The organism is Streptacidiphilus pinicola (assembly GCF_003258295.1).
In the GTDB taxonomy this organism is placed as follows: Bacteria; Actinomycetota; Actinomycetes; order Streptomycetales; family Streptomycetaceae; genus Streptacidiphilus; species Streptacidiphilus pinicola.
Map to the genome: position 1 here is coordinate 22901 of NZ_QKYN01000185.1, position 24901 is coordinate 47801.

Below are 24901 nucleotides of genomic sequence, written 5' to 3' on the forward strand. Positions count from 1 at the left end.
GGGGGATGTGACGCACCGTCTCACGCGTGAACGGACAGCGACAATAGGGTGTGACATAGCATATTGCTTTGCCGGGTCATAACAACGCCCGCCGGCCGTCAGCGAACGACGAGATCCCGGTACGCGGCCGACGCGGCGGCGAACAGGTGCTCCGCCACCTCCCCGCTCACGCCCGCAGGCCGCCAGGCCAGCAGGTACCGGCACCACAGCGGGGTCCCGGTCAGCGGTTTCACCAGCACACCGGGTATCGGACGCAGGGTGGCCTGCACGACGGAGACGCCGAGCCCCTCGCCGATCATGTGCTGCAACTGCGACGCGTCGCCGAGGAACTCGTGGACCGTACCCGGCGTGAAACCCGCCCCCGCGCAGGCGCGGTAGAAGACGCCGGGCCAACCCGCCCCGTCGTCTGGGGTCACGAACCACGCCTCCGCGGACAGGTCGCCGAGCGCGATCTCGGTCCGGTGGCGCAGCGGATGCCGGGCGCTCATGGCGAGCGAGCACGGCTCGGTGACCAGGCCGCGCACCGCGACGGCGTCGGAGTGCCGCAGTTCCATCCCGGGATAGTCCACGGCGATCGCCGCGTCCAACTCGCCCTGCTCCAACAGGTCCACGATGGTCGAGGAGGCGTAGACGCTGCTCACCCGGAGCGTCAGTCCCGGCAGCCGGCCGCGCAGCCGGGCCACCATCCCGGGCAGCACCGGGGAGTTGGTGGCCGCCAGGCGCAACGGCGGACGTGCCGCCGCGGCGTCCGCCGCCGGGCGGCGCCCGATCGCGGCCACGCGCACCAGCGTGTCGCGCGCCTGGGCGAGTACCTCCGCGCCGTACGGGGTCGGCTCCACTCCGGAAGGGGCGCGTTCGAACAGCGGCTCCCCGAAGAACTGCTCGATCCGCCGCAGCTGTGTGCTCATCGCCGGCTGCGAGCAGCCGAGCGCCACGGCCGCCCCGCTGACGCTCCCGGCGTCGGCGATCGCGCACAGCGCCCGCAGATGCCGAAGCTCCAGCTCCATCAGCGCCTCCCCCTGATTTCCCGTTGATCGGGGGAACGCATGATAGCCAGCGGTCAGACCCGCCTCGCCGGACACGCGCGCCGATCCCGACCACGGGCGGAGCCGGCACCCCCGAGCGGGGGTGTGGGCACCCCCGCCGGGGGTAGCGGCAGCCGCCCGCGCGACCCCGCGAGCGCTCGCCACGGCCACCACCTCACCCGTTCGGCCTACGCCTTAGAGCGCGTCGCCCGGCGTCGCGGGGTCGGTGACAGTTCGATGGTGATCGCACCTGTCTCCGGCCGAAAGGGGAGCGGCCTCGTGATCCGGTTCGAGTCCGTGAGCAAGAAGTACCCCGACGGGACGCTCGCCGTCGACGAGCTCGACCTGGTCGCGCCCTCGGGCCGGATCACCGTGCTGGTCGGACCGTCGGGCTGCGGCAAGACCACCAGCTTGCGGATGATCAACCGGATGATCGAGCCGACCGACGGGCGGATCTGGCTGGACGACCGGGACACCGCGAGCGTGCCCACGCACGAGCTGCGGCGCGGGATCGGCTATGTGATCCAGCACGCGGGGCTGTTCCCGCACCGCACCGTGGTGGACAACATCACGACCGTGCCCGAGTTGCTGGGGCAGGACAAGAAGCGGGCGCGCGCCCGGGCGATGGAGCTGATGGAGCGGGTCGGGCTGCCGGCGCAGCTGGCCAAGCGGTATCCGGCGCAGCTTTCCGGCGGACAGCAGCAGCGCGTGGGCGTCGCCCGCGCCCTGGCCGCCGACCCGCCGGTGATGCTGATGGACGAGCCGTTCAGCGCCGTCGACCCGGTGGTGCGGGCGCAGCTGCAGAACGAGTTCCTGCGGCTGCAGGGCGAGCTCGGCAAGACGATCGTGTTCGTCACCCACGACATCGACGAGGCCATCAAGCTGGGCGACCAGGTCGCCGTGCTGCGGGTCGGCGGACATCTGGCGCAGCTCGCGTCGCCCGCCGACCTGCTGGCGGCGCCCGCGGACACCTTCGTGGCCGAGTTCGTCGGACGCGACCGCGGCTACCGCGCGCTCGGCTTCGCCGGGGCCGGACGGCTGCCGCTGCACCACGAGCACTCCGTCGCGCTCGGGAGCGGGCTGGGCGAGGCCCGGGAGGCGGGGGTGGACGGCTGGGTGCTGGTGACCGACGCCGAGGAGCGTCCGCAGGGCTGGCTGCGCACCGACCGGCTCGCGGACGCGGCCAGCGGGGAGACGGTGGTCCAGGAGCAGCTCAACCTCGGCGGCACGCTCGCCTCCGAGAACGCCACGCTGCGCGAGGCGTTGGACTCCGCGCTCTCCTCCCCCAGCGGCCGCGGCGTCATCGTCGACGGCTCGGGCCTGCTGCTCGGCACGGTGACGGCCTCCGAGGTACTCGCGCGGATCGAGCAGCAGCGCGTCGCGGCTGACGGACCATCAGTGCGGCGCACCGGGGCGGGTGAGGCCTCCTGATGACCCCGCCCGGGCTCACCGCCCCTCCCGTTCTCCTCCACCACGCCCCGACGGCCGGGCTCGCCGTCGACTCCTCGCCCGGAGGCATGTTCTCCTACTTCAGCGACCACCGTGACGAGGTGCTGAACTGGCTCGGCTACCACGCCTGGCTCTCCGCCGTCCCGGTGCTGGCGGGCCTGCTGATCGCGCTGCCGCTGGGCTGGCTGGCGCGCCGCTACCGCTGGACCTACCCGCCGCTGGTCACCGCGGCCGGGGTCCTCTACACGATCCCCTCGATCGCGCTGTTCGTGGCCATGCCGGAGCTCATCGGCACGCAGATCCTCGACCCGATCAACGTGGCGGTCGCGCTCACCGTCTACACCGTCGCGCTGCTCGTCCGCGTCGTCGCGGACGGGCTCGCGGCGGTGCCGGAGGACGTCGCCCAGGCGGCGACGGCGATGGGGCTGACCCGCCGTCAACGGCTGCTCAAGGTGGAACTGCCGCTGGCCGTGCCGGTGATCGCCGCGGGCGTGCGGGTCGCGGTCGTCGCCAACGTCAGCCTGGTGGCCGTGGCGGGAACCATCGGCGTCCCCAACCTCGGCCAGCTGTTCACCACCGGCTTCCAGCTCTCGGTCGGCAATCCCTACTACCCGCCGATCACGCTCGGCATCGTGCTGTGCGTGCTGCTCGCGCTGGTCCTGGACCTGCTGGTGGTCGGCGCGACCCGGCTGGTGACGCCGTGGCGCAGGGCGGTGGGCGGCTCGTGATCCAGTGGCTCAACGACCCCGGCAACTGGACCGCCCAGGGCGGCATCTTCGACCAGCTCTGGGCGCACCTGCAGTACGCGCTGATCGCCCTGGTGGTCGCCATCGTCCTGGCGCTGCCGCTGGGCCTGCTGATCGGGCACACCGGTCGCGGCCGGTGGCTGGTGACCGTCGCCAACGCCGTGCGCTCGCTGCCCGTCCTCGGCCTGCTGATCCTGCTGTACGTGATGCTGGCCCCGCACATCCACGGCCGCGGCGACACCGTCTACCTGCTGCCGACCGAGATCGTGCTCATCCTGCTGGCCGTCCCGCCGCTCCTGGCCAGCACCGTCGCCGGCGTCGAGAACGTCGATCCGGCGGTGCGGGACGCGGCCGCCGGCATGGGCATGCGCGGCGGCCAGGTGGTCCGCAAGGTGGAGCTGCCGAACGCCCTGCCGCTGGTCTTCTCCGGCCTGCGCAGCGCGACGCTGCAGGTGATCGCGACGGCCACCGTCGCCGCCTACCTGGGTCTGGGCGGTCTCGGCCGTTTCGTCTACGACGGCCAGGCCAGCCAGAACTTCGCCGAGCGGAACGCGGGCGCGCTGCTGGTCGCGCTGCTCGCCGTCGTCGCCGACCTGCTGCTCGCCGTCGCCCAGCGCTACACCGTCTCGCGCGGCGTCTCCGGCCGCTTCTCGAGCCGCCCCGACGCGAGCACCAGCGCCGAGGGTGGCCCTCCCGAGCTCCCCGCTCCGCCTGCCACGCACACCGCTTGACCCCTCGCATCCCCACTCCCAGGAGACACGCATCATGAAGAAGGCACTCACGTCGGCCCTCGTCGCCGCCTGCGCGACGGTCCTCGCGGCCTGCGGCAGCAGTGGCAGCAGCGGCTCGAACGGGCTGTCGGGCGGCAGCAGCGCCTCCGCCGGCGGGGGCGCGACCGTCGCCTCCAAGCTCGTCCTCGGCGGCTCGCCGGAGTTCAAGACCCGCACGGACGGCGTGCCCGGCCTCCAGCGCGTCTACGGCGTGACCTTCGGCTCCTACAAGACGCTCGACGCCGGCGGCCCGTTGACCATCAACGCGCTGAAGAACGGTCAGATCGACGCGGGCGACATCTTCACCACCGACCCGTCGATCCCCGCGAACGGCTTCGTGGTGCTGCAGGACCCGAAGAACCTCTACGCGGCGCAGAACGTGCTGCCGCTGATCAACAAGGCGAAGGCGACCCCGGGCGTCAGCTCCACGCTCAACGCGGTCTCCGCCAAGCTGGACACCAACACCCTGGCCCAGCTGGACGTCCACGTCATCACCGACAAGCAGGACCCGGACGCGGTCGCCAAGGGCTGGCTCGCCTCGGTCGGTCTCAACAAGACCGGCACGGCGGCCCAGGGCGCCTCGATCAAGATCGGCTCCGCCAACTTCCAGGAGAGCGTGCTGCTCGCCGAGATCTACGCGGAGGCGCTGCGCGCCCAGGGCGCCAACATCACCACCCGACTGAACATCGGCAGCCGGGAGACCTACATCCCGGGCCTCAAGGACGGTTCGATCGACCTGATCCCCGAGTACAGCGGCGTGCTGCTGCAGTTCTTCGACCCGAAGGCCACCGCGGTCTCCTCGGCCGACGTCTACGCGGCGCTGCAGAAGGCCGTTCCGGCGCCGCTCACCGTGCTCGACCAGTCGAGCGCCGAGGACAAGGACGCGATCGTGGTCACCAAGACCACGGCGGACAAGTACCACCTGACCTCGATCGCCGACCTCGCCAAGAACGGCTGACCGCCTTCGCACGCGGCGTGCGTCCGGCCCGGCGCGGGGAGCGCCGGGCCGGACGGGTGACGCCCGCTCAGTGGAGCGTCGCCAGCAGCGCGTCCAACCGCTCGTAGCCCTCGCGCACGCCGCGGTCCATGCCGCTGGCGAGGATCATGTCGCGGGCGACGAGGGAGTCGACCAGGGAGAGCACGGTGACGCGGGTGCGTCCGTCGCCGAGGTCCTCGAAGGTGGCGGTGTCGAGGCTGACCCCGTCCGGGAAGCCCTCGTAGGTGAAGGTCTGCACGAGGCGGGCGTCGGGGCGCACCTCGTGGAAGGAGCCGTAGAAGGCGGCGACCTGCCGGCCGTCCCGGAACTGGCGGTAGCGGTAGTGCCCGCCGGTGCGCAGCTCCCAGGCGTCGAACTCGGTGGTGAGGTCCTTGGGGCCGAGCCACTGGCCCGCCAGCTCCTGCTCCGTCCAGGCACGGAAGACCTTGGCGACGGGCGCGTCGAACTCGCGCGTGATGCGGATGGTGGGCAGTTGGGGGTCGGCCTCGATGGCGGTCTCGTGGACCGGTCGGGTGGTCATGGCGATGCAACTCCTTCGTGCTGCGGGTCTTCGTCTTCCGTCGATTCGTCCTCGTCCATCGACGCCAGCACGGCGTCCAGGCGGCGGAACCGCTCCTCGGCGGTGCGCCGGTAGCGGTCCACCCAGGCGGTCATCTCGTCGAGCACGGCCGTCTCCAGATGACAGGGGCGGCGCTGCGCCTCGCGGCTCCGGCTGATCAGCCCGGCCTCCTCCAGCACCTTGAGGTGCTTGGAGACCGCCTGGAGCGACATCGCGAACGGCTCGGCCAGCTGGCCCGGCGTGGCGTCCCCGAGCGACAGCCGGGCGACGATGTCCCGCCTGGTCGGATCGGCGAGCGCGGTGAACGCCCGGGAGAGCTGGTCCTCGGCCACGGTGTCCTCCGACGGCTTTCTCAACCGATTGGTTGACAACAACGCTACACCGATCCCCGATGTTGTCAACCGCCAGGTTGAGAAAGCCGTCGAGGTTCAGCCGTCGCGCGGGGCTCCGCAGCACCGGCAGCAGCAGGCGCAGGGTGAGGATCGAGGCGGTCACCAGCAGGCAGTACCCGAAGAACTGGTAGAGCAGGACCGCCGCCGTGGCTCTGACCTGCATCTGACGACTCATCTCAGGCCTCAAAACCGGTCCTGGGGAGTCTCAGCGCCTCGCGACATCACAGGCTAGGCGGAACGCCCCGAAGCCACGCATCCATGGCAGCCATGCCCTTGCGGCGTGCACGAGCGAAAGATCCTCGCCCGCGAGGGCTTTCATCGGGGTGCCGTACTCCGCAGCCGACTATCTGGCCTTGGCCTTGTGGCACTTCCGGCTGCGGATCCCGTGGGCACGGAAGGTCATGGCGTCCCGGGCCAGCATGATCTGCAGCGAACTCTGCGACTTCGCCTACGAGGCCGCGGGCGTCCACCTGTTCACCGACGGCCGCGCACCGGGCGACGTCACACCAGCGGACCTCGCCGCGCTCATTGGCGCGTAACGCGTAGTGTGGTGATCGCGGCGGCGTGTGCTTCGGTCTACTGCCGCCGTGAGCGTTCGGCCTGGTCTGCTTCGGCAGGCCGGGCCGTTCTGCTGTTCAAGGAACAAGCAGCCCCATCGCGCCGCTAACCTCAGAGCACACTTCGTGCATCTCTGGGGGATACGTGTCTCTCGGCCTAACACTCGCCGCTGACTGGGGCAGCGGCCCAGATCAGACGACGCTCCTGGCGGCCATCGTTAGCACGGTCGCCACAGTCGGCGGTGCCGCGGGAACCACACGGTTGCGCTCAATACCGATGACGCAGACTCAACGCTCCAGATGACGCGCCTCACCATGCTGGTTGCGTCGATCCTCGCAATGCTCGCCTTCGTTGGCGGCTTCGTGACGCTGCTCCTCGGCTACGACCAGAGCGTCGCGGTCCCCGTCACGCTCGCCGGCGGCACCGTGTCCGGGTGACCTACTGGGTCAGCAACACCGCAGCCCGAACCCGCGCCCACGTTGCCGCACTGGACTCGCGCGAGATGCAGGAACGCCGCGAGATCCGGGCGCGGCGAGATGCCCTGGAGGCCATTCGCCTGAGGACGACGGCGAGGCTAAGGATGAGGCTTTGGCTGACTACGCTCGTACCACACTGAAGTTGGCGCACAAGCCACTACCCGACGGCCCGTACCGCAAGCAGATCGACATCCCAGTTCAAGAGCCGCCGTCGGCGATCGAGTCGGGCGACAAGGAAGCAGCCGAGCCCTAGCCTTGCGCGCCAAGCCCCGCCCCTGCTTTGGCAGGAGCGGGGCTCTCTTTGCGTTCCCGGACGGGTTGTCAGTGGCAAGTGAGACGCTGCGAGATACCCCAAAGGAGAGGAGGTACAGGGGATGAGCAAGATGGAGAAGCGCCTCGCGGTCTGGGCTGCGACGCAGGCGCTCGACAAGGCGATCAACCGGGAGGCCCAGCGTGAAGGCTGGGGCTGGCTGCAGATCGAGCTGCTGAAGCTCGGTGCTGCGTGGCTGGTCGCGGGATGCTGTAGTAGCAGTTCCGCCCGGCCACGCGCTCATCGCGGCCGGGCGGTTCGCCGTGTTCAGTATGCCGTCAGGCGGCGAGTCTCGGAGGTTCGGGCTCATCCGCGCGCTGCTCGTCTCGGTGCTTCACCGCGGCGAAGTAGTCCCGGACGAGCTGCTCGTACTCCGGGCGTACCGCCGGGGTGATTCGGCCGCCGGGAAGCGACTCGATGAAGCGACGGATCGCGGAGTTGGCCTGGGCTATCGGGTCGTTCTGGTGCAGGTAGGCCACACGATCATTCTAGTAGTTGTCGCCCTCACGCTTCGCCGCCTCGCGAGCCCTGTGCAGCTCGACGACCAGCTCTGTGGCCACGTCCTGCAACCTGGCGAGTTCGGCCCGCTCGTCGTCCGTCCACGCTCGAGCCCGGGCGAGAATCGTGGCGTCGTCCGTGCCGGGCATCTCCTGCCGGTACTTCTCGGTGATGCTCGCGGAGTACGCCTCAGTGGCGGCCTGGGCTTCCTTGAACTGAACTTCGAGGTCTTGAATCGTTGGCACGGGCAGATCGTAGAACGCGGGTACGACAGCGACCGGTAGGCTCCGCGGTATGCCTCCCATCAGCGCGGTCGTGTTCGACGTCGGCGAGACCATCACCTCCGACCGGCGCTTCTGGGCTGACTGGGCCGATTGGCTCGAGGTCCCCCACCACACCCTCTCCGCGCTCGTCGGCGCCGTCGTCGCCCAGGGCCGCGACAATGCCGACGCGCTCCGCTTGATCAAGCCGGACCTGGATCTGTGGGCCGAGTACGAGAAGCGCGAGAAGTGGGGCCGCGGCGAGTACCTCGACGAGTCGGACCTCTACCCGGACGTCCGCACGGGCCTGCAGGCGCTGCGAGACGCCGGCCTCAAGGTGTACGTCGCCGGCAACCAGACCGCCCGCGTTGCCGGCCTCCTGCGAACCCTGGAGCTGCCCGTCGACGGCATCGGGACGTCCGGCGAGTGGGGCGCCGCGAAACCGCACCGCGGGTTCTTCGACTGCGTCCTGAAGTGGACTGGCCTGCCCGCCGAGCAGATCCTCTATGTCGGCGACCACCCCGCCAACGACATCGCCCCCGCCCAAGCCGCCGGCCTGAAGGTCTGCCACATCCGCCGCGGCCCCTGGGGCTACCTGTGGGCCGACCAGCCCGAGGCCGCCGCCGCGGACTACCGCATCAACAACATCCAAGAGCTCCCGGCGTTGCTGGCCTGACAGCAGTCGCGCCCAGCCCCTGGAGGACAGGCTGGGCGCTTCACCTGCACAGCAATCAAGTGCACCGGTACCGTTCCAGATGGTGAGTCAGGAACGGAGTCCAGCATGCCACCGCGCAACCCGGACACGGTAGGGGCGCGTATCGCCGCCGCCCGCCGCCTCAAGCGCCTCGACCAAGCCCAGCTTGCGGCAGCCGCCCACGTGTCGACCAGCACCATCAAGAAGATCGAGCAGGGCAGTCGCCAGCCCGGCGACCTCGTCCTTGAGGCGATCGCTGACGCGCTCGACGTCGACCCTGAGCAGCTCCTCGGGAACGGCAGCCTGACCAGCAGCCGTGTCCATGCGACGATCCCCGCGCTGCGGGCCGCGATCGACGCCTATGACCTTCCTGACGACGGCCCGGTCCGGTCGCTGCGGGAGCTTCGCGACGCCGCTGCAGGCCTGGAGCAGCAGCGACTCGACTCCCAGTACGCGCAGCTCACCCGCACCCTCGCGGAGCTGTCCCGCGCCGTCCACACCCTCCAGGGCCTGGAGCGCCAGCAGGCCGCGGCGCTCCTCGCCTCCGCGTACCGCTCCGCCGCCGACGCCGTCGTCTACAAGTTCAGGTACCACGACCTTTCTGTGCGCCTCATCGAACTCATGCGTTGGGCTGCCCGCCTCGCCGAGGACCCGGCGCTCGACGCCACCGCAGCGTACGTGCGCATGGAGACGTTCTTCGCCGCTGGCCAGCCCCAGAGCCTCGCCACCGGGCTGCGGACGCTGGAGGCCGCAATCGACGCCGCCCCCGCAGACGCGACCCGCCAGGTCACGGCCGCGGTCGGAGCCCTGCACATGCGCGCCGCCGTCGCAGCCGGCCGCGTCCGTGACGACGACCGCGCCCGCACCCACCTCGCCGGCGCGACGCGCTGCGCCGAGGCGGTCCCCGAGGGCGTGTACGCCGGGACGGCGTTCGGCGCGGACAGCTTCCACGTCCATCAGGTCGCCGTCGCCGTCGAGCTCGGCGACGCCACCACCGTCCTGAACGCCGCCAGGACCTGGAAGCCCCCCTTTCGACTCCCGGCGGAACGCCGCTCGCACTTCTACATCGACATCGCCCGCGCCCAGCTGTGGCAGAACCTGCAAGACGACGCCTTCGAGTCGCTGCAGGTGGCCCGCCGAATCGCGCCGCAGCACGTCCGCGAGCACGGCCTGGTGCATCAGACCCTGAAGTCGCTGCTCCGCACCAAGCGCTCGGGCCGCGACTCGCTGATCGGGTTCGCGGAGTGGGCCCACGTCGTCTGATCCAGGGACACAAGGTGTGTCCCTAGGTGCCCTTGCAGGTCGCCAGCATAAGTGGTGTCAGAGATCGCTCACCGAGAGCGGAGGACACCACCCATGGCGTACGTACTCGAGCGACGCCTGCCGCTGCCCGAGCAGGTGAGCATCGCCCGCCTACACGGTGAGGCGTGTATCGGCTGCGGCCGGACCGCCGCGAAAGACCGCCCCCTCGCGTTGGCCGGGACCATAGCCGTCCCCGACGCCGAGGGAATCGAGCGGCCCTGGCAGGTGGTCACGTGCCCCGACTGCACCCTGCGGGAGACGTGATGGCCACCCTGCACCCCACCCTCGTCGACTGGGAGCCCCCATCGGGTCCACCCGAGCGGATCGAGGTCAGCGGCGAGCAGCTCTACGGACGCGTCTGCGTCCGCTGCGGCAGCCACCTCGACGGCCTCATGGACTGCGGCTACGTCTACACGGCCACCAGCTCCGGCGACCGGCTGCCCTGGCCCGTGAAGGCGTGCCCGCATCACGCCGGACAGGAGGCCGCCGCATGAGCGCCATTCAGGAGCCGACGCCCGTCCTGAAGCCAACGGACGCCGGGGACCGCGCGCAGTGGCTGACGCTCCGCCGCGCGGCCCGCCTGGGGCACCTGCAACCCGAAGGCTTCAAGCTCGTCGACCGAATCCACGACCGGCACCCGGCATGGCGTCAGGAGTGGGACACCGGATCTGCCCCGGCACGTTCACGCAGAGCGCCGGGGAGATGGAGCACAGCCGGCACCTCACCTGTCACTGCGACTGCCACCGGCCTGGGACAACGCTCCACCGGCTCGTGCGCGAGCGTGGGCGGCGGTCCGGTGCGCCGGTTGGTCGTTTGTGAAGTATGCGGCACCGGATCTTCAAGGCTCGTATGTCGTTCCTGTGATGTGTGTAGGTGCAACATACTGGGCGTTGCGGAACGCTACTTGCCAGTTACGTTACGAGTCCTTACCAGGAGAAGGGGCACACAAGCCCATGCTTCACGACGCTCAAATACGCCGTGCAGTACAGGCCAAGTTCTTCAAGGGAGAAGCACCCCCTGTCCTAGGCCAGCATCAACCAGTTCCCGAAGAACTGGTAGAGCATGACCACCGCGGACAGGCGTGGACCGTCCGCCATGCCGAGCAGCCGGACCACCACTAAGCCGCGGGCGCACCCGCGAACGGACGGGTGACCCCCGCGGGTTCAGCCCTCCGCGAGGCCCGCCCAGGGAGGCGTGCCCGCCCCGGGACCGCCGCCGGCATTGGACGCCAGGCGTGTCAGCAGGTCGGCGAGGAGGGCGCGCTCCACGTCCGTCAGACCGTCGTTGAGCCGCTCGTCGAAGGCCATGGCGGCGTCGCGCATCTCCAGGAACGCGGCCTCGCCCGCCTCGGTGAGCGTGACGACGTGGATGCGGCGGTTGTCGGGGTCGCGCTGACGGGAGATCAGGCCCCGCTTGTCGAGGGCGTTGAGGTGGTGGGTGAGGGTTGCCTCGCGCAGTCCGACCGCCTGCGCCAGCTCACGCTGGGTGCCGGGGCGGCCGATCTTGAGATTGAGCAGGATCAGCCAGACCGGCAGCGAGCCGCCGGCCTGCTCCAGGGCGTCGTCGAAGGCCCGGCTGACCACGCGGGCGGCCTGGCCCAGCTGGAGACCGGTCGGCTGGCGCATCGGCGGCATCTGCATGGCGCGAGCCTACCAGGATCCATAGATGCCTAACCCTTTGACATCGAAGCTTTCGAGGTCTATGTTTCCGAGTATGAGCAGCGATCTCTCCACCACCGACAGCTTTCTCGACGCCTGGGCGTCCGCGGAGCTCGCGGGCGACGCCGCCGCGCTGGAGCCGCTCCTGCACGAGCGGTTCCGCGCGGTCGGCCCGTTCGGCTTCCTGCTCGACCGCGAGCAGTGGCTGAAGCGCTTCGCCGACGGCCTCGCCTACTCGGCCTTCTCCTTCTCCGCGGATGAGGAGGCACGGGAGGTCGGGGGCGTCACCTTCGTCATCGGCACCCAGCAGCAGCAGGGCACGTACCAGGGGCATCGGACCGACGGCGCGTTCCGCGTCAGCCTGGCGCTGACCGGCGGTCCGCAGTGGCGGCTGGTCGGCATCCATCTGAGCCTGCGCACCCCGCCCACTTCACCCGAGAGGCAGCCGTGAACGCGTTGCAGCACCGCGTCGTCCTGGTCACCGGCAGTTCCCGTGGCATCGGCGCCGCCATCGCCGAGCTCTTCGCCGCCGAGGGCGCGCGCGTCGTCGTGCACGGCCGCGACGCCGAGGCCCTCGAGTCGGTTCGCGCCAAGATCGCCGCGACCGGGGCGGAGGTGTTGGCCGCGACCGCCGATCTGACCCGCTTCGACGAGATCGAGGCCCTGCGCACCCGCGTGGAGGCCGAGTTCGGCCCGGTCGAGGTGCTGGTCGCCAACGCCGGCGGCAACCCGGTGCCGCCCGGCCCGATCGAGCTGATCAGCGAGGAGGGTTGGCGCGCCGCGGTGGACGCCAACCTCACCAGCACCTTCCTGACGATCAAGAGCTTTCTGCCGGGCATGAAGGAGCGCGGCTACGGCAGCATCGTGACGGTCTCCTCCGCCGCGTCCCGGCGTCCCACGGCGCAGACGCCCGCCGCCTACGCGGCGGCCAAGGCCGGGATCGAGGTGCTCACCAGGCAACTGGCCGTCCAGGCCGGGCCGCAGGGCGTCCGCGTCAACTGCGTCGCCCCGGAGACCATCCTGACGGAGCGCAACCAGCGCATGATCCCGGCGGAGATACAGCGCGGCCTGGTCGAGGCCCATCCCGTGCGCCGCCTCGGCACCCCGGAGGACGTGGCCCAGGCCGCGCTCTTCCTCGCCGCCGAGTCGGCGTCGTGGGTCAGCGGGGTGGTGCTGGACGTGGCCGGCGGCTCCGTGCTGGCCTGAGGGGGCCGGCCCCGCGCCAACGCATCAGCTCAGCGCGGCGTACTCCTCGCGCGTGATCGCGTCGACGAGGACCCGGCCACCGTGGGAGGGGACGGTGGCCTCCTCGGCGAAGCGCAGGCCGAGCTTCTCCATGACCCGCCCCGAGGCGTCGTTGTCGGGGTGACGGATGCTCACGACGCGGTCGAGGCCCGCCTTCTCGAAGCCGTAGGCCAGCAGGGGCCGCGCCGCCTCCGTCGCATAGCCCCGCCCCCAGAAGGAGCGGCGAAAGCGCCAGCCGATCTCGACGGCGGGCAGGATCTGCGGCAGGAACCGCGGGACCGTGAGGGTGACCCAGCCGGCGTATTCACCGCCGTCCCGGGTGAGCACGGAGAGCATGCCGTAGCCGCTCTCGTCCCACGCCTGCCGCGCCCGCGCGACGATCCCGGCGGTCGACTCCCGGTCCAGCGGCCCGGGAGTGCCGTCCCCGATGTACCGCATCACCTCGGGGTCGGCGTTCATCCCCAGCAGCGGCTCGACATCCGCCACGGACGGAACGCGGAGCAGCAGCCGGTCGGTCGTCAGCGAGATCATGGCCGCCACTGTGTCACAGCGGCGGCCATGAGACGGCTTCACATCACAGGGACTCAAATGACGGGCGGGCGGCCCAGCTTCGTCATGCGCCAGACCGTGCTCCACCGGATCGGGCGGCGCGGGCCCGCCGGCTCGCGCCAGCCGGCGGCGAAGCCGCCGAGCCAGGCGCGCAGCGCCTCGCCGGAGGGGCGACGCGCCAGCGTGAGCAGGAACCAGACACCGAGGTAGAGCGGCACCAGCACCGCGGGCAGGTTCCGGCGGGCGAGCCAGACGCGGTTCCGCGCGATGTTGTGGTGGTAGGTCGCGTGCCGCGAGGGCAGCGTGCGCGGGTGGCGCAGCACGACGTCCGAGCGGTACTCGATCTCCCAGCCGGCGTCGAGCGCCCGCCAGGCGAGATCGGTCTCCTCGTGGCCGTAGAAGAACTCGGCCGGCAACTGCCCCGACGTCGCGAAGACCTGGGAGCGCACCGCGCTCGCGCCGCCGAGGAAGGTGGTCACCCGCGAGGAGCGCATCGGGTCGGAGGCCCGCAGGCGCGGCACGTGGCGGCGCTGCGACTCGCCCTCCTCGTCGACGATCCGGAAGGAGACGACGCCCAGCTTCGGGTCGGCGGCGAAGGCCTCGCGCAGCTTCTCGGCGGTGTCCCGCAGCGGCAGCAGGCCGTCGTCGTCGAGGAAGAGCACGACGTCGACGTCGCGGCCGTCGGGCCCGAAGGCCTCGATGCCGACGTTGCGGCCCCCGGGGATGCCGAGGTTCTCGGGCTCCGCGACACCGCGCACGCCCTCGGGTAGCTCCGGCAGGGGCGCGCCGTTGGCGACCACGACGACCTCGACGGCCGGTCCCTCCTGCGCGGCGACGGAGTCGAGCAGGGCCTGCAGCTCCACCGGGCGGTTGCCCATGGTGATGATGACGGCGCCGAGTTTGAGTTCAGACATCACACGTTCACCTGAGCCGGCTGGAGAGGACGATGCTGAGCAGGTGGAGCACGGTCTGCAGCAGCGCGATCGCCGCGAGCACCACCACCGCGAGGCGGGTGAAGAACAGGTCGCCGTGGACGGCGTCGGCGACGCCGGCCGCCAGCATCAGCAGCGAGGCTTCCACGCCGCCGATGAGGCGGTGGAACTTCAGCGCCGACGCGAGCTTGCGCGCCTTGGCGACGCCCGCCGCCCGCGGCACCGAGGCGGAGTCCTCGACGGCGGTCAGACCGCGACGGATCCGGGCGACGTCGACGAGATCGGTCTCGGCCTTGATCAGGATCGCGCCGAGCGCGGCCAGCGTGCCGAGGAAGGCCCAGAGCCAGGCGCGGGCGCCGTGCTGCTGGAACAGGTCCGCCGCACGCAGGCCGAAGCCGGTCAGCAGCGCCGCCTCGGAGAGGTAGTGGCCGATCCGGTCCAGGTAGACGCCGGTGGTGGAGGTCTGCCGGCGCCAGCGGGCGAGCTCGCCGTCGACGCAGTCCAGGCCGAGGTAGACCTGGATCAGCAGCGCGCCGAGGATCGCGCCCCAGAGGCCGGGGACCAGCAGCGCGGCCCCGGCCGCCACACCGGCGACCATCATCAGCCAGGTCAGCTGGTTGGGGGTGACCGGTGCGTCGACCAGGTGCCGGGTGATCCGGGAGGAGATCCGGCGCATGTAGAGGCGGCCGGCCCAGTGCTCGCCGGAGCGGCGGTCGAGCAGCCCCTCGGGGTGCGCGACCGCGCGGAACTCGGCCAGCGTCGGCTTGCTCGTGTTCATCGCGGTGCCCCGCTCAGGAGCAGACGTCTTTGACATAGGAGTTGTACGCGTCCCGGATGGCGGAGGGGGTGAGCGAGAGGTGTTCCAGGATGGTGTAGCGGCCCGGCCGGGTCTCCGGCGCGTAGTGCACGGCCTTGACGAACTCCTCGTCGGAGAAGCCGATCTGGTCCGCCGTCACCGGGAGCCCGTGGCGGGTCAGCGCCTCGACCATCTGCCCGGCCACGGGCAGGTCGCCGCGCAGGTAGGTGGCGAAGGCCGCGCCGAGGCCGCACTGCTCGCCGTGCTGCGCCTTGCGGTTCGGGTAGAGGATGTCGAGCGCGTGGTTGATCTCGTGGCAGGCGCCGCTGGCGGGCCGGCTGCTACCGGCCACGTTCATCGAGATACCGGTCAGCACCAGCGCCTCGGCGAGGGCGACCAGGAAGTCGTTGTCCGCGATCGTGCCCGGGTGGCGCAGGATGGTCTCGCCCGCGGTGCGGGACATGGCCGCCGCGAGTCCGTCCACGGCCTCGCCGGTCTCGCGCTGGGAGAGCTCCCAGTCGGCGATGCAGGAGATGTTGGAGACGGCGTCGCCGATGCCCGCGGCGACGTAGCGGGCGGGGGCCTGCCGGATCACGTCGAGGTCGACGACCATCGCGATCGGGCTGGGCACGCCGTAGGAGCCGCGGCCGGCGTCGTTGTCGAGGGTGGAGACCGGCGAGCAGAGACCGTCGTGGGCGAGGTTGGTCGCGACCGCGACGACCGGCAGGCCGACGCGGGCCGCGGCGTACTTCGCCACATCGATGATCTTGCCGCCGCCGAGGCCGACGAGCGCGTCGTAGTGGCCGCCCTTGATCTGGTCGGCCAGCGTCACCGCCGCGTCGAGCGTGCCGTCCGCGACCGTGAACCAGGTCGCGCCGGGCAGCTGCGGCGCGAGGCGCTCGCGCATGGCGGCGCCGGAGCCGCCGCTGACGGCGACGGCGATCCGCCCGGTGGAGGCGATGCCGGGGTTGGCCAGCACCTCACCGAGGTGGTCGAGGGCGCCGCAGCGCACGTCGACCACCAGCGGCGAGGGGACCAGTCGGGTCAGTACCGGCACGCGAGCTCCCGGCCCCGGGCGAGGTCGTCGTGGTTGTCGACCTCGACCCAGTCCACCTGGCCGATCGGCTGGACGTCGATCCGCAGGCCGCGGTCGATCATCTCCTGGTAGCCGTCCTCGTAGTACAGCTGCGGGTCGCGCTCGAAGGTGGCCTGCAGCGCGGAGGCCAGGTCGTCGGCGGCGGAGGGGTTGATCAGCGTGACGCCGATGTACTCGCCGGTCGCGTCGGCCGGGTCCATCAGCTTGGTGATGCGGCGGGCGCCCAGCTCCGGGTCGACCGTGACCTTCATCTCCTCGTCGGCGAGCTTCTTCACCGTGTCGAGGGCGAGCAGCACGCCCGGCTGACGGCCCTCGGCGGCCAGCTTGGCGTTGGCCTCCAGCAGCGTCCGCTCGACCGAGGCCGGGTGGATGGTGTCGCTGTTGGCGAGGATCACGCCCTCCTTGAAGAGGTCGCGGGCGCACCAGACCGTGTAGCAGTTGTTCCAGGTCTCGGCCTTGGGGTTGTCGACCAGGTGCAGGGTGACGCCGTGGCGGCGCTCCAGCGCCGTCTTCCGCTCCCGGATGGCGTCCGCGCAGTACCCCACGATGATCGCCACATCACGCATCTCCACCTCGGCGAAGTTGCGCAGCGTGATGTCGAGGATGGTCCGCTCGTCGTCGACCGGCACCAGCGCCTTGGGCAGGGTGTCGGTGTAGGGACGGAGGCGGCTGCCAGCGCCTGCGGCCGGAACAAGGCCGATCATGAGGAGTCTCCAGGGATTGCCGGTGTGCAGTTTCGCGTACGTTCACGAAGGGTTCGCCCCCACCCCATCGTGCCGATCATCATTGCGGACCGTGCCGTGGCGGGACAAGCCGCAGCAGATCCGGGGGGCTTTTGGGGCAGACTGTACCTGGCCCGGGAGGGCCGCTGTTGCTGGCGCAGACCCGCGCGACCGACGCGAAAGGTGATCCATGACCACCACCACCGTGACGACGACGGACGAGATCCTGCTCGAACTTGTCGACGAGCAGGGCCGGACGATCGGCACGGCCGAGAAGCTCTCCGCGCACCAGGCCCCCGGCCGGCTGCACCGGGCCTTCTCCGTTTTCCTCTTCGACGCGCAGGGGCGGATGCTGCTGCAGCAGCGTGCGCTGGGCAAGTACCACTCCCCCGGTGTGTGGTCGAACACGTGCTGCGGGCACCCGTACCCGGCGGAGCCGCCGTTCGTCGCCGCGGCGCGCCGCACGGCCGAGGAGCTGGGCGAGGCGCCGGTGCGGCTGGAAGCCGCAGGGACGGTGACCTACGACCTGCCCGACGAGGCCTCCGGCCTGGTGGAGAAGGAGTACAACCACCTGTTCGTGGGCGTGGCCGCGAACGCCTTCACCCCGAACCCGGAGGAGGTCGCGGACACCGCGTTCGTGACCCCCGCGGAGCTGGCCGCGCGGCGCGCGGAGAAGCCGTTCTCGGTGTGGTTCGGCACCGTGCTGGACGCTGCGCTCCCGACGATCCGCGCCACCTTCCCGAACGCGGGCTGGTAGCGGCCCCGCGCCTTTACGCGTCGAGCCCCGGCCTGCTTCGAGCGGGCCGGGGCTCCTTTCCTGCGCCGCGGCCCGCTCCGGACACTCCCCCGAGTGCGCCCGGTCACCACCGCCCCTCCAGTCTTCGCGCCGGGGGCGCACGGCGGCAAACGATTTGATGGGAGTCGAATCGAGGCGGGCCGGCCGCACCACCTCACGGGTTCGCGGCCAGCACGAGGTAGGCGGCGAGGATGGAGAGGTGGACGCCGCCCTGCAAGGGCGTGCTGCGGCCGGGGACGACGGTGAGGGTGCCGACGATCATCGTGAGGGCCAGCAGGACCATGTGGGTCGGGTCGAGGCCGAGGACCAGGGGACCGCTCAGCCAGATCGAGGCGATGGCGACGGCCGGGATGGTGAGGCCGATGCTGGCCATCGCCGAACCGAGGGCCAGGTTGAGGCTGGTCTGGACGCGGTCGCGGCGCGCGGCGCGAACCGCCGCGATGGTCTCCGGGAGGAGGACCAGCAGCGCGATCACCACGCCGACGACGGAGGCGGGCAGGCCGGCCGCCGCCACGCCCTTCTCGATCGTCGGGGACTCCACCTTGGCCAGGCCCACCACAGCGACCAGGGCCACGCCCAGCAGGCCCAAGCTGGTCAGCGCCGCGCGCCGGCTCGGCGGGTCGGCGTGGTCCTCGGACTCGATGACGACTCCGCCGCGTGTCATCGGCAGGAAGTAGTCGCGGTGCCGGACCGTCTGGGTCACCACGAAGAGGCCGTAGAGGACGACGGAGGCGACGGCCGCGAAGATCAGCTGGGTGGTGTTGAACTGCGGGCCCGGCTTGCTGGTGGTGAACCTGGGCAGCACCAGGCTCAGCGTGGCGAGCGTCGCCACGGTCGCGAGCGCCGCTCCCGTTCCCTCGCTGTTGTAGATCGCGACACGGTGCCGCAGTGAGGTGACCAGCAGCGAGACGCCGACGATGCCGTTGCAGGCGATCATGACGGCGGCGAAGACGGTGTCCCGGGCCAGCGTGGCGTTCTTCGCCGGGCCGTCGGCCATGAGCGTGACGATCAGCGCGACCTCGATCGCGGTGACGGCGACGGCGAGGACGAGTGAGCCGAAGGGCTCGCCGACCCTGTGGGCGATCACCTCGGCGTGGTGGACCGCGGCGAGCACCGCCGCGGCGAGGCAGACGGCGACGATCGCGACCAGCACCGCGGGGATCGAACGACCCCAGGTGGCGATGAGCAGGAGCAACGCGAGCGCCGGGACGAGAGTGGTCCATTGTCGGGCGAAACGGCGCAAACGATCACTCATGACCCGAGCTTGCCATAGCGGAACCTTCCGCCCCGCGCGACGGGCCGCGGCCGGGTGGCCAGGAGAATCGACAGGGAAACTCAACAGGCAACCTTGCCATATTGCCTGTCCTGTCCTACGGTTGCGGTATGCCACCGACTGATGCCGCCGACCCCGCCGAGCTCGCGGTGGAGCTGCACGCCGTGCTCGGTCTGCTGTCACGCCGAGCGCGAGCCGCGACCGCGGCCACCGAGCTCACCGCCTCGCAGCGCTCCGTCGCCGCCCGCCTGCTGCGTGAGGGGCCCGCCACCACGGCGGATCTGGCGCGGGCCGAGTTCGTCCGGCCGCAGTCGATGCGGTTGACGCTCGGCGCGCTGGAGGAGCGCGGGCTGATCGCCCGCACGCCGCACCCCACCGACGGCCGCCAGGTGCTGGTGGAGCTGTCGGAGGCGGGCCGGGCCACCGTCGCCGGGATCATGCAGACCAAGCAGGGCTGGCTCTCCTCCGCCATCGCGGGCGACCTCGACGCAGGCCAGCGCGCGGCGCTCGCCGCCGCGCTGCCGGTGCTCCGCGCCCTCGCCGGCACGGACACCCCCGTCGGCGACGCCGCCACGGGGGCTTCCGGAGCCCCCATCGCTGGGCCCGCCGGTGCGACCACGGCCACCGGTCCCGCCGGAACCCCGGCACCCGCCCGACCCCTGGCCAAGACCGGCCCAGCGCCGGAACCCCGCAGACCCAGGACCGGCCCCGCCGACACCCCGGCGCCCGCCCGGGCTGCCGCCGCGCGCGCCGCCGGGGCCTCCGGGGCGCAGGAGTGAGCACGGCGGCCGAGGCACCCGGCGCGAAGACCGCCACCGCCCTAGCTCCCGGCATACGCAAGGCCTTCAGCGGCACGATGATGGCGCCGCTGCTGCTCGGCGTGGCCCTCAACCCGATCAACTCGACGATGATCGCCACCGCGCTCGTCGCCGTGGGCCACGCCTTCGGCGTCGGGGTCGCCCAGACGGCGTGGCTGGTGGCCTCGCTCTACCTCGCCAGCGCGGTCGGGCAGCCGACGATGGGCCGCCTGGCGGACCTGGTCGGACCCCGCAAGGTCTTTCTCAGCGGTCTCGTGGTCGTCCTCGCCGCCGGGCTGGTCGGCGCGCTCGCCCCCGCCTTCGGCTGGCTGATCGCCTCGCGCGTGCTGCTCGGCGTCGGCACCTCGGCCGCCTACCCGTCCGCGATGGCCATGCTCCGCGCGGAGTCGCGGCGCACCGGGGTCGAGGCGCCGCGCACGGTGCTGGGCCGGCTCTCGCTGGCCTCGCTGGCCAGCGCCGCGGTCGGTCCGGTGCTGGGCGGCGCGCTGGCGGCCACGCTGGGCTGGCGGGCGGTGTTCGCGGTCAACATCCCTGCCGCCGCCGTCGGTCTGCTGCTGGCCCTGCGCTGGGCTCCGGCGGACCCGCCGCGCACGGCCGAGCGCGCCAAGGTCAGCCTGGACCCGCCGGGCCTGCTGCTCTTCGCGGCGACCATCGCCACGACCATGCTCTTCCTGATGAACCTGGCCCACCCGGACTGGCTGCTGCTGGCGCTCGCGCTGCTGCTCGGCGCGGCCCTGGTGGCCTTGGAGCTGCGCGCCGGGCAGCCCTTCCTCGACCTGCGCCTGCTGGGCCGAAGCCCCGGCCTGACCAGGACGTTCGCCCGCAGTGGGATGACCTACCTGGTGCTGTACTGCATGCTCTACGGCTTCTCGCAGTGGATGCAGGAGTCCCACGGCCTGAGCGCCTTCCACGCGGGCCTGATCGCGCTGCCGATGTCCGTGACGGCGGGCGTCTTCTCGCTGCTCGGCGCGCGGACCAGAACGCTGCGCGCGCCGCTGGTGGCGCTGACGCTGCTGCTGGGCGCGGGCTCCGCGCTGCTGCTCCTGCTCGACGGCCACACCCCGGTCGCCGTGCTGGTGCTGGCGAGCACCGTCTTCGGGGTCGGCCAGGGCCTCGCCTCCAGCTGCAACCAGGCCGCCGTCTACGCCCAGGCGCCCGCCGACGGCACCGGTTCGGCGGCAGGACTGCAGCGCACCTCGATCTACCTGGGGGCGATCCTGTCCTCCTCCGTCCTCGCGCTGCTCTACGGCACTCGCGCCACCGACGCCGGACTGCACGGCATCGCCGCCGTGATGGGCGTGCTCTGCGCCGTCCTGTTGCTCTTCACCACCGCGGACCGCGCCCTGCGCGCCGGCCGCCGATCCAGCTGACACCCCGTTCCGGAAGGTTCCCGATGACCGCCACCACCCTCGACGCGACCACCGCCCTGATCATGATCGACCTGCAGAAGGGCATCACCGCCTTCGCCGCCGAGCACGGCATCGAGGAGGTGCTCGACAACTCCGGGCAGCTCGCCGCCGCGTTCCGCGAGCGCGGCCTGCCCGTCGTGCACGTCAACGTCACCGGCGGCGCGCCCGGCCGTACCGCCTTCTCCCGTCCGGCGCGCGAACTGCCCGCCGACTGGGCCGAGTTGGTGCTGCCCGTCGTCGACGGCGACGTCACCGTCACCAAGCGGACCTGGGGCGCGTTCCACGGCACCGACCTGGACGCGGAGCTGCGCGAGCGCGGCGTCACCCAGGTCGTCGTGACCGGCGTCGCCACCAGCATGGGCGTGGAGTCCACCGCGCGCGCCGCGCACGAGCACGGCTACCACGTGACCGTCGCCTCGGACGCGATCACCGACCCCGACCGCGTCTCGCACGAGCACAGCCTCACCCGCGTCTTCCCGAAGCTCGGCGAGACCGGCACCACGGCGGAGCTGATCGCCCTGCTGGGCTGACCGGAACGCACCCGGCAACGCCTCTGGGGCGTTGCCGGGTGCGTCCGGAGTCAGCCGCGGCCGAGGAAGGGCATCCCCGTGGCCATGATCGTCATGAACGGGACGTTCACGTCGAGGGGCAGCGAGGCGATGTGCACGATGGTCGACGCGACGTGCGCCGCGTCCATGACCGGCTCGACGGCGATCCGGCCGTCCGCCTGGAGGATGCCCTGGGTCATCCGCTCGGTCATCTCGGTCGCGGCGTTGCCGATGTCGATCTGCCCGACCGCGATGCGGTGGGTGCGGCCCTCCAGGGCAAGCGACTTGGTGAGACCGGTCATCGCGTGCTTGGTCGCCGTGTAGGCGACGCTGTTCGGGCGGGGCACCTGGGCCGAGACCGAGCCGTTGTTGATGATCCGACCGCCGACCGGGTCCTGATCGCGCATCAGCGCGAAGGCGCGCTGGGCGACGAGGAAGGCACCGGTGAGGTTGACGTCCACGATCGAGCGCCAGCGCTCGGTCGGGAGCTCGGCCGCGGGGGCGGGGGTGCCGAAGGAGCCGGCGTTGTTGAAGAGCAGGTCCAGGCGGCCGTAACGCTCGGCGATCTGCTCGAAGAGCGCGGCGACCGCGGCCTCGTCGGTGACGTCGGCGGGCAGCACCCAGGCCTGGGCGATCTCCGCCGCGGTCTCCTTGAGCGCCTCCTCCCGACGCCCCGTCAGCACGACCGTCCAGCCGGCCCGGCCGAGCGCCCGCGCGGTGATTCTCCCGATGCCGGAACCGGCACCCGTCACCAGGGCGATCCGGCCTGCCGACCGCGGCTCTTCCTCGTTGAACTCCTGCGTCATGCAGCTCCTCCCGTTGATCCACACGCTACCGCTTTCGGGCGAAACTCCGTCGTGCCGTTCGCGTGGCGGGACAGTGATCAAGACCATAGGTTGTGCGGGATTCGAACGGTGTTGCCACACGTGGCGCACCGCAGGCGGCTCGGCTCAGGAGGCACGGTCACCATGTCGGACACGTCCCCACCGCTGCGCGCCCGTCGCCGGCTGCTCACCGGCGCAGCCTCGCTGCTGGCCGCGAGCGCCCTGCTCCTCGTGCCGGCCACCGCGCTGGCTGCCGGGCGGACGACCGGCCCGGCCGACGGCCCGGGCTTCCCCGTACCGGTGCGTGTGGGCGACGCCCGGCAGGTGATCACTGTTCAGGCGCACGGCACCCACGCCACGGTGACGGCCTGGCAGCTGACGCCGGCGGGCTGGCGGCGGGTCCTGGCCACCACGGCCGCCCGGATCGGCGCCCACGGCCTGGCGGACGGCGCGACGCGCGTGCAGAACACGCTCACCACGCCGACCGGCACCTACACGATCACCCAGGGCTTCGGGAACGGCCCGGCCCCGCAGGGCACCCTGATCCCGTACCACCGGGTCACGCCGCACGACTGGTGGGTCGAGGACCCCCAGTCGCCGTACTACAACACGCTGCGCACCGCGGAGCAGGGCGGCTTCCCGCTCACCGCGGCCGGGGCGCGCGGCAGCGAGCACCTGGCGGACTACCCCGTCCAGTACCACAACGCGCTGGTCGTCGACTTCAACATGCACCCCGCCGTCCCGGGCCGCGGTGCGGGCATCTTCCTCCACGACCTCAGCCCCTCCGCCGGCCCGACGGCGGGTTGCGTCGCCGTCCCGGCGGCCGTGATGACCGCCATCCTCCGCTGGATCACCCCGGCCGCCCACCCCGTGATCGCCATCGGTGGCAAGTGACCGGCGCCGGGCGTGTCCGGCGCGGCGTGCGCCCGGCCGCTCAGCCGCTCAGCCGCCCGGCCGCTCAGCCGCTCAGCCGCCGAAGCGGGACGGGGGCTCGGTGGGCTGGGAGTCGAGGACGCGGAAGGTGATGCCCGCGGCGCGGAGGCGGTCGATGAGGGCGGAGCCGCAGGCGGAAGCGGTGGTCTGCTGGCCGGCGGTCTTGGGCAGGTCGTCGTAGGCGAGGCAGAGGGCGGTCTCGGCCAGCATCTTGGCCGTCTCGCCGTAGCCCGGGTCACCGCCGGAGACCTCGGTCCAGACGTGGTGGTCGCCCGCGGTGGCGGAGAACCTGACGGTGAACCAGCTGCGGGCGCGCTGGGCCTCGTCGGGGCCGGCGCCGGAGGGGCGCAGGCTCTCGAGCTTGCGGCGCAGCGGCGGGATCTGGGCGCCGACGGCGATCCCGACCACCGCGGCGATGCCGGCCAGGGCGATCGGCAGGCGCTTGACCGCCGCGTAGTGGCCGTAGCGGAAGTCCGGCCCGTAGGCGGGCAGTGCGGCGGCGCTGCGCAGGATGACCTGCTGGTCGATCGCGGGCATCGGCACCGCCCAGGCGCGCGCGTCCTTCGACCAGCGCGGGCCGACCGCGAGGCCGTGCACCTTGCGACCGGCCGGCGGCGGCTCGAGCAGGCGGCGGGCCTTGGCCGCCTGGCTCATCTGGACCGGACGGGAGAAGGCCGTCAGCGTCGAGGCGAAGGTGCCGCCGGAGAAGGTGCCGGAGACGCGGACGTAACCCTCGACGCCGACCGGGCCGTCCAGTTCCTCCCGGCCCGTGACGCGGCCAAGCTCGCCGACGGTGAAGAGCACGCCGAGGTCGTGCGGGACGGAGTCGAAGCCGCAGGCGTGCACCATGCGGGCGCCGCTGGCCACCGCGCGGGCGTGGTAGCGGTTGTACATGGTGTCGACGAACTCCGGCTCACCGGTGAGGTCGACGTAGTCGGTGCCGGCGTCGGCGCACGCAGCGACCAGGGGCTCGCCGTAGCGCTGGTACGGGCCGACGGTGGTGACGACGACCCGCGCCGCGCGCGCGACCTCGGCGAGGGCGGCCGGATCCGCGCTGTCGGCGACCAGCACCGGCAGCTCGGGCAGCCCCAGCCGCTCGCGCAGTGCCTCCAGCTTGGCGCGGTTGCGGCCGGCGACAGCCCACCGGCAGCCCTCCGGCACCTGCCGGGCCAGATACTCGGCGGTCAGTCCCCCGGTGAAACCGGTGGCTCCGAACAGGACCAGGTCGTACTCACGATCCGCTGCACCCTCAGACACCATGGGCAG

General features: G+C 71.8%; 31 protein-coding genes. 17 read left to right on the forward strand and 14 right to left on the reverse strand.

Annotation, left to right across the window (positions count from 1 at the left end):
• Positions 1–98: 98 nt before the first annotated feature.
• The gene (locus DN069_RS35215) at positions 99–1007 is read right to left on the reverse strand and encodes a LysR family transcriptional regulator (RefSeq protein ID WP_111507320.1); all 909 of its coding nucleotides are present in this window, start codon (positions 1005–1007) and stop codon (positions 99–101) included.
• Between the two features lie 297 nt (positions 1008–1304).
• Here DN069_RS35215 and DN069_RS35220 point away from each other — a divergent pair, with 297 nt between their 5' ends.
• The 4 genes from DN069_RS35220 to DN069_RS41135 are packed head-to-tail and all read left to right on the forward strand — an operon-like array spanning position 1305 to position 4948.
• Positions 1305–2456: an ABC transporter ATP-binding protein gene (locus tag DN069_RS35220; protein WP_111507321.1), complete on the forward strand. Its 1152-nt coding sequence runs from the start codon at positions 1305–1307 to the stop codon at positions 2454–2456.
• A complete protein-coding gene (locus DN069_RS35225; RefSeq protein ID WP_243640188.1) occupies positions 2456–3202 on the forward strand; it encodes an ABC transporter permease in 747 nt (248 codons plus the stop codon). Before DN069_RS35220 ends, DN069_RS35225 begins: the two co-directional genes overlap by 1 nt.
• Positions 3175–3951: an ABC transporter permease gene (locus DN069_RS35230; protein ID WP_111507322.1), complete on the forward strand. Its 777-nt coding sequence runs from the start codon at positions 3175–3177 to the stop codon at positions 3949–3951. The genes DN069_RS35225 and DN069_RS35230 overlap by 28 nt, the downstream gene beginning before the upstream one ends.
• A gap of 34 nt (positions 3952–3985) precedes the next feature.
• Positions 3986–4948 (forward strand): glycine betaine ABC transporter substrate-binding protein, encoded by a 963-nt coding sequence (locus DN069_RS41135; RefSeq protein WP_207892380.1) that lies wholly within the window; start codon positions 3986–3988, stop codon positions 4946–4948.
• A gap of 67 nt (positions 4949–5015) precedes the next feature.
• Here DN069_RS41135 and DN069_RS35240 read toward each other — a convergent pair whose 3' ends face one another.
• Together DN069_RS35240 and DN069_RS35245 are read right to left on the reverse strand one after the other, a co-directional pair.
• Positions 5016–5507 (reverse strand): SRPBCC family protein, encoded by a 492-nt coding sequence (locus DN069_RS35240; RefSeq protein WP_111507323.1) that lies wholly within the window; start codon positions 5505–5507, stop codon positions 5016–5018.
• A complete protein-coding gene (locus tag DN069_RS35245; protein WP_111507324.1) occupies positions 5504–5878 on the reverse strand; it encodes an ArsR/SmtB family transcription factor in 375 nt (124 codons plus the stop codon). Before DN069_RS35245 ends, DN069_RS35240 begins: the two co-directional genes overlap by 4 nt.
• A gap of 413 nt (positions 5879–6291) precedes the next feature.
• On the opposite strand from DN069_RS35245, the gene DN069_RS35250 reads away from it, so the two are divergent.
• Positions 6292–6477 (forward strand): hypothetical protein, encoded by a 186-nt coding sequence (locus tag DN069_RS35250; protein WP_133260151.1) that lies wholly within the window; start codon positions 6292–6294, stop codon positions 6475–6477.
• 318 nt (positions 6478–6795) lie between these two features.
• Complete coding sequence (locus DN069_RS40640) at positions 6796–6933, forward strand: hypothetical protein (RefSeq protein WP_165845780.1); 138 nt, start codon at positions 6796–6798, stop codon at positions 6931–6933.
• 627 nt (positions 6934–7560) lie between these two features.
• Here the strand turns inward: DN069_RS40640 and DN069_RS35255 are convergent.
• A complete protein-coding gene (locus tag DN069_RS35255) occupies positions 7561–7761 on the reverse strand; it encodes a hypothetical protein (protein ID WP_111507326.1) in 201 nt (66 codons plus the stop codon).
• A gap of 9 nt (positions 7762–7770) precedes the next feature.
• Complete coding sequence (locus DN069_RS35260) at positions 7771–8025, reverse strand: hypothetical protein (RefSeq protein ID WP_111507327.1); 255 nt, start codon at positions 8023–8025, stop codon at positions 7771–7773.
• 49 nt (positions 8026–8074) lie between these two features.
• Between DN069_RS35260 and DN069_RS35265 the strand changes: the two genes are divergently transcribed.
• The 4 genes from DN069_RS35265 (at position 8075) to DN069_RS35280 (ending at position 10530) form a co-directional block, all read left to right on the forward strand.
• Positions 8075–8716: an HAD family hydrolase gene (locus DN069_RS35265; RefSeq protein WP_111507328.1), complete on the forward strand. Its 642-nt coding sequence runs from the start codon at positions 8075–8077 to the stop codon at positions 8714–8716.
• A 105-nt stretch (positions 8717–8821) separates the two neighbouring features.
• Positions 8822–9997 (forward strand): helix-turn-helix domain-containing protein, encoded by a 1176-nt coding sequence (locus DN069_RS35270; RefSeq protein WP_111507329.1) that lies wholly within the window; start codon positions 8822–8824, stop codon positions 9995–9997.
• Between the two features lie 93 nt (positions 9998–10090).
• Positions 10091–10300, forward strand: coding sequence for a hypothetical protein (locus DN069_RS35275; RefSeq protein ID WP_111507330.1), 210 nt, complete (start codon positions 10091–10093; stop codon positions 10298–10300).
• Entirely contained in the window at positions 10300–10530 is a 231-nt protein-coding gene (locus DN069_RS35280; protein WP_111507331.1) for a hypothetical protein, read from the forward strand. Before DN069_RS35275 ends, DN069_RS35280 begins: the two co-directional genes overlap by 1 nt.
• 669 nt (positions 10531–11199) lie before the next feature.
• On the opposite strand, the gene DN069_RS35285 is transcribed toward DN069_RS35280, so the two are convergent.
• Positions 11200–11676: a MarR family winged helix-turn-helix transcriptional regulator gene (locus DN069_RS35285; protein WP_243640190.1), complete on the reverse strand. Its 477-nt coding sequence runs from the start codon at positions 11674–11676 to the stop codon at positions 11200–11202.
• Between the two features lie 73 nt (positions 11677–11749).
• On the opposite strand from DN069_RS35285, the gene DN069_RS35290 reads away from it, so the two are divergent.
• Positions 11750–12145, forward strand: coding sequence for a nuclear transport factor 2 family protein (locus DN069_RS35290; RefSeq protein WP_165845781.1), 396 nt, complete (start codon positions 11750–11752; stop codon positions 12143–12145).
• Positions 12142–12900, forward strand: coding sequence for an SDR family NAD(P)-dependent oxidoreductase (locus DN069_RS35295; protein ID WP_111507333.1), 759 nt, complete (start codon positions 12142–12144; stop codon positions 12898–12900). Before DN069_RS35290 ends, DN069_RS35295 begins: the two co-directional genes overlap by 4 nt.
• A 24-nt stretch (positions 12901–12924) precedes the next feature.
• Here DN069_RS35295 and DN069_RS35300 read toward each other — a convergent pair whose 3' ends face one another.
• Genes DN069_RS35300 through DN069_RS35320 form a run of 5 tightly spaced genes read right to left on the reverse strand, consistent with a single transcriptional unit; the run spans position 12925 to position 17016 of the window.
• On the reverse strand, positions 12925–13470 hold the full coding sequence (locus DN069_RS35300) for a GNAT family N-acetyltransferase (RefSeq protein ID WP_111507361.1): 546 nt from the start codon (positions 13468–13470) through the stop codon (positions 12925–12927).
• A gap of 53 nt (positions 13471–13523) precedes the next feature.
• Positions 13524–14402, reverse strand: a complete 879-nt coding sequence (locus tag DN069_RS35305; RefSeq protein WP_111507334.1) for a glycosyltransferase family 2 protein — start codon at positions 14400–14402, stop codon at positions 13524–13526.
• Between the two features lie 7 nt (positions 14403–14409).
• Positions 14410–15198 (reverse strand): CDP-alcohol phosphatidyltransferase family protein, encoded by a 789-nt coding sequence (locus DN069_RS35310; RefSeq protein ID WP_243640192.1) that lies wholly within the window; start codon positions 15196–15198, stop codon positions 14410–14412.
• 13 nt (positions 15199–15211) lie between these two features.
• Positions 15212–16273 (reverse strand): iron-containing alcohol dehydrogenase family protein, encoded by a 1062-nt coding sequence (locus DN069_RS35315; protein ID WP_111507336.1) that lies wholly within the window; start codon positions 16271–16273, stop codon positions 15212–15214.
• Positions 16261–17016 carry a phosphocholine cytidylyltransferase family protein gene (locus DN069_RS35320; protein WP_111507337.1) on the reverse strand — a complete coding sequence of 252 codons (756 nt, stop codon included), beginning with the start codon at positions 17014–17016 and terminating at the stop codon, positions 16261–16263. The genes DN069_RS35315 and DN069_RS35320 overlap by 13 nt, the downstream gene beginning before the upstream one ends.
• Before the next feature lie 208 nt (positions 17017–17224).
• On the opposite strand from DN069_RS35320, the gene idi reads away from it, so the two are divergent.
• Positions 17225–17791, forward strand: coding sequence for an isopentenyl-diphosphate Delta-isomerase (idi, locus tag DN069_RS35325; RefSeq protein WP_111507338.1), 567 nt, complete (start codon positions 17225–17227; stop codon positions 17789–17791).
• Positions 17792–17984: 193 nt separating this feature from the next.
• On the opposite strand, the gene DN069_RS35330 is transcribed toward idi, so the two are convergent.
• Complete coding sequence (locus DN069_RS35330; RefSeq protein WP_111507339.1) at positions 17985–19085, reverse strand: calcium:cation antiporter; 1101 nt, start codon at positions 19083–19085, stop codon at positions 17985–17987.
• A 128-nt stretch (positions 19086–19213) separates the two neighbouring features.
• Here DN069_RS35330 and DN069_RS42525 point away from each other — a divergent pair, with 128 nt between their 5' ends.
• Genes DN069_RS42525 through DN069_RS35345 form a run of 3 tightly spaced genes read left to right on the forward strand, consistent with a single transcriptional unit; the run spans position 19214 to position 21860 of the window.
• A complete protein-coding gene (locus tag DN069_RS42525; RefSeq protein ID WP_111507340.1) occupies positions 19214–19882 on the forward strand; it encodes a MarR family winged helix-turn-helix transcriptional regulator in 669 nt (222 codons plus the stop codon).
• Entirely contained in the window at positions 19879–21291 is a 1413-nt protein-coding gene (locus DN069_RS35340) for an MFS transporter (RefSeq protein ID WP_243640195.1), read from the forward strand. The genes DN069_RS42525 and DN069_RS35340 overlap by 4 nt, the downstream gene beginning before the upstream one ends.
• Before the next feature lie 23 nt (positions 21292–21314).
• A complete protein-coding gene (locus tag DN069_RS35345; RefSeq protein ID WP_111507341.1) occupies positions 21315–21860 on the forward strand; it encodes an isochorismatase family protein in 546 nt (181 codons plus the stop codon).
• A 50-nt stretch (positions 21861–21910) separates the two neighbouring features.
• On the opposite strand, the gene DN069_RS35350 is transcribed toward DN069_RS35345, so the two are convergent.
• Positions 21911–22684, reverse strand: coding sequence for an SDR family oxidoreductase (locus DN069_RS35350; RefSeq protein ID WP_111507342.1), 774 nt, complete (start codon positions 22682–22684; stop codon positions 21911–21913).
• Between the two features lie 162 nt (positions 22685–22846).
• On the opposite strand from DN069_RS35350, the gene DN069_RS35355 reads away from it, so the two are divergent.
• Entirely contained in the window at positions 22847–23596 is a 750-nt protein-coding gene (locus DN069_RS35355) for a L,D-transpeptidase family protein (RefSeq protein WP_111507343.1), read from the forward strand.
• A gap of 72 nt (positions 23597–23668) precedes the next feature.
• Here the strand turns inward: DN069_RS35355 and DN069_RS35360 are convergent, their stop codons facing one another.
• On the reverse strand, positions 23669–24895 hold the full coding sequence (locus DN069_RS35360) for a saccharopine dehydrogenase family protein (protein WP_111507363.1): 1227 nt from the start codon (positions 24893–24895) through the stop codon (positions 23669–23671).
• Positions 24896–24901 lie beyond the last annotated feature (6 nt).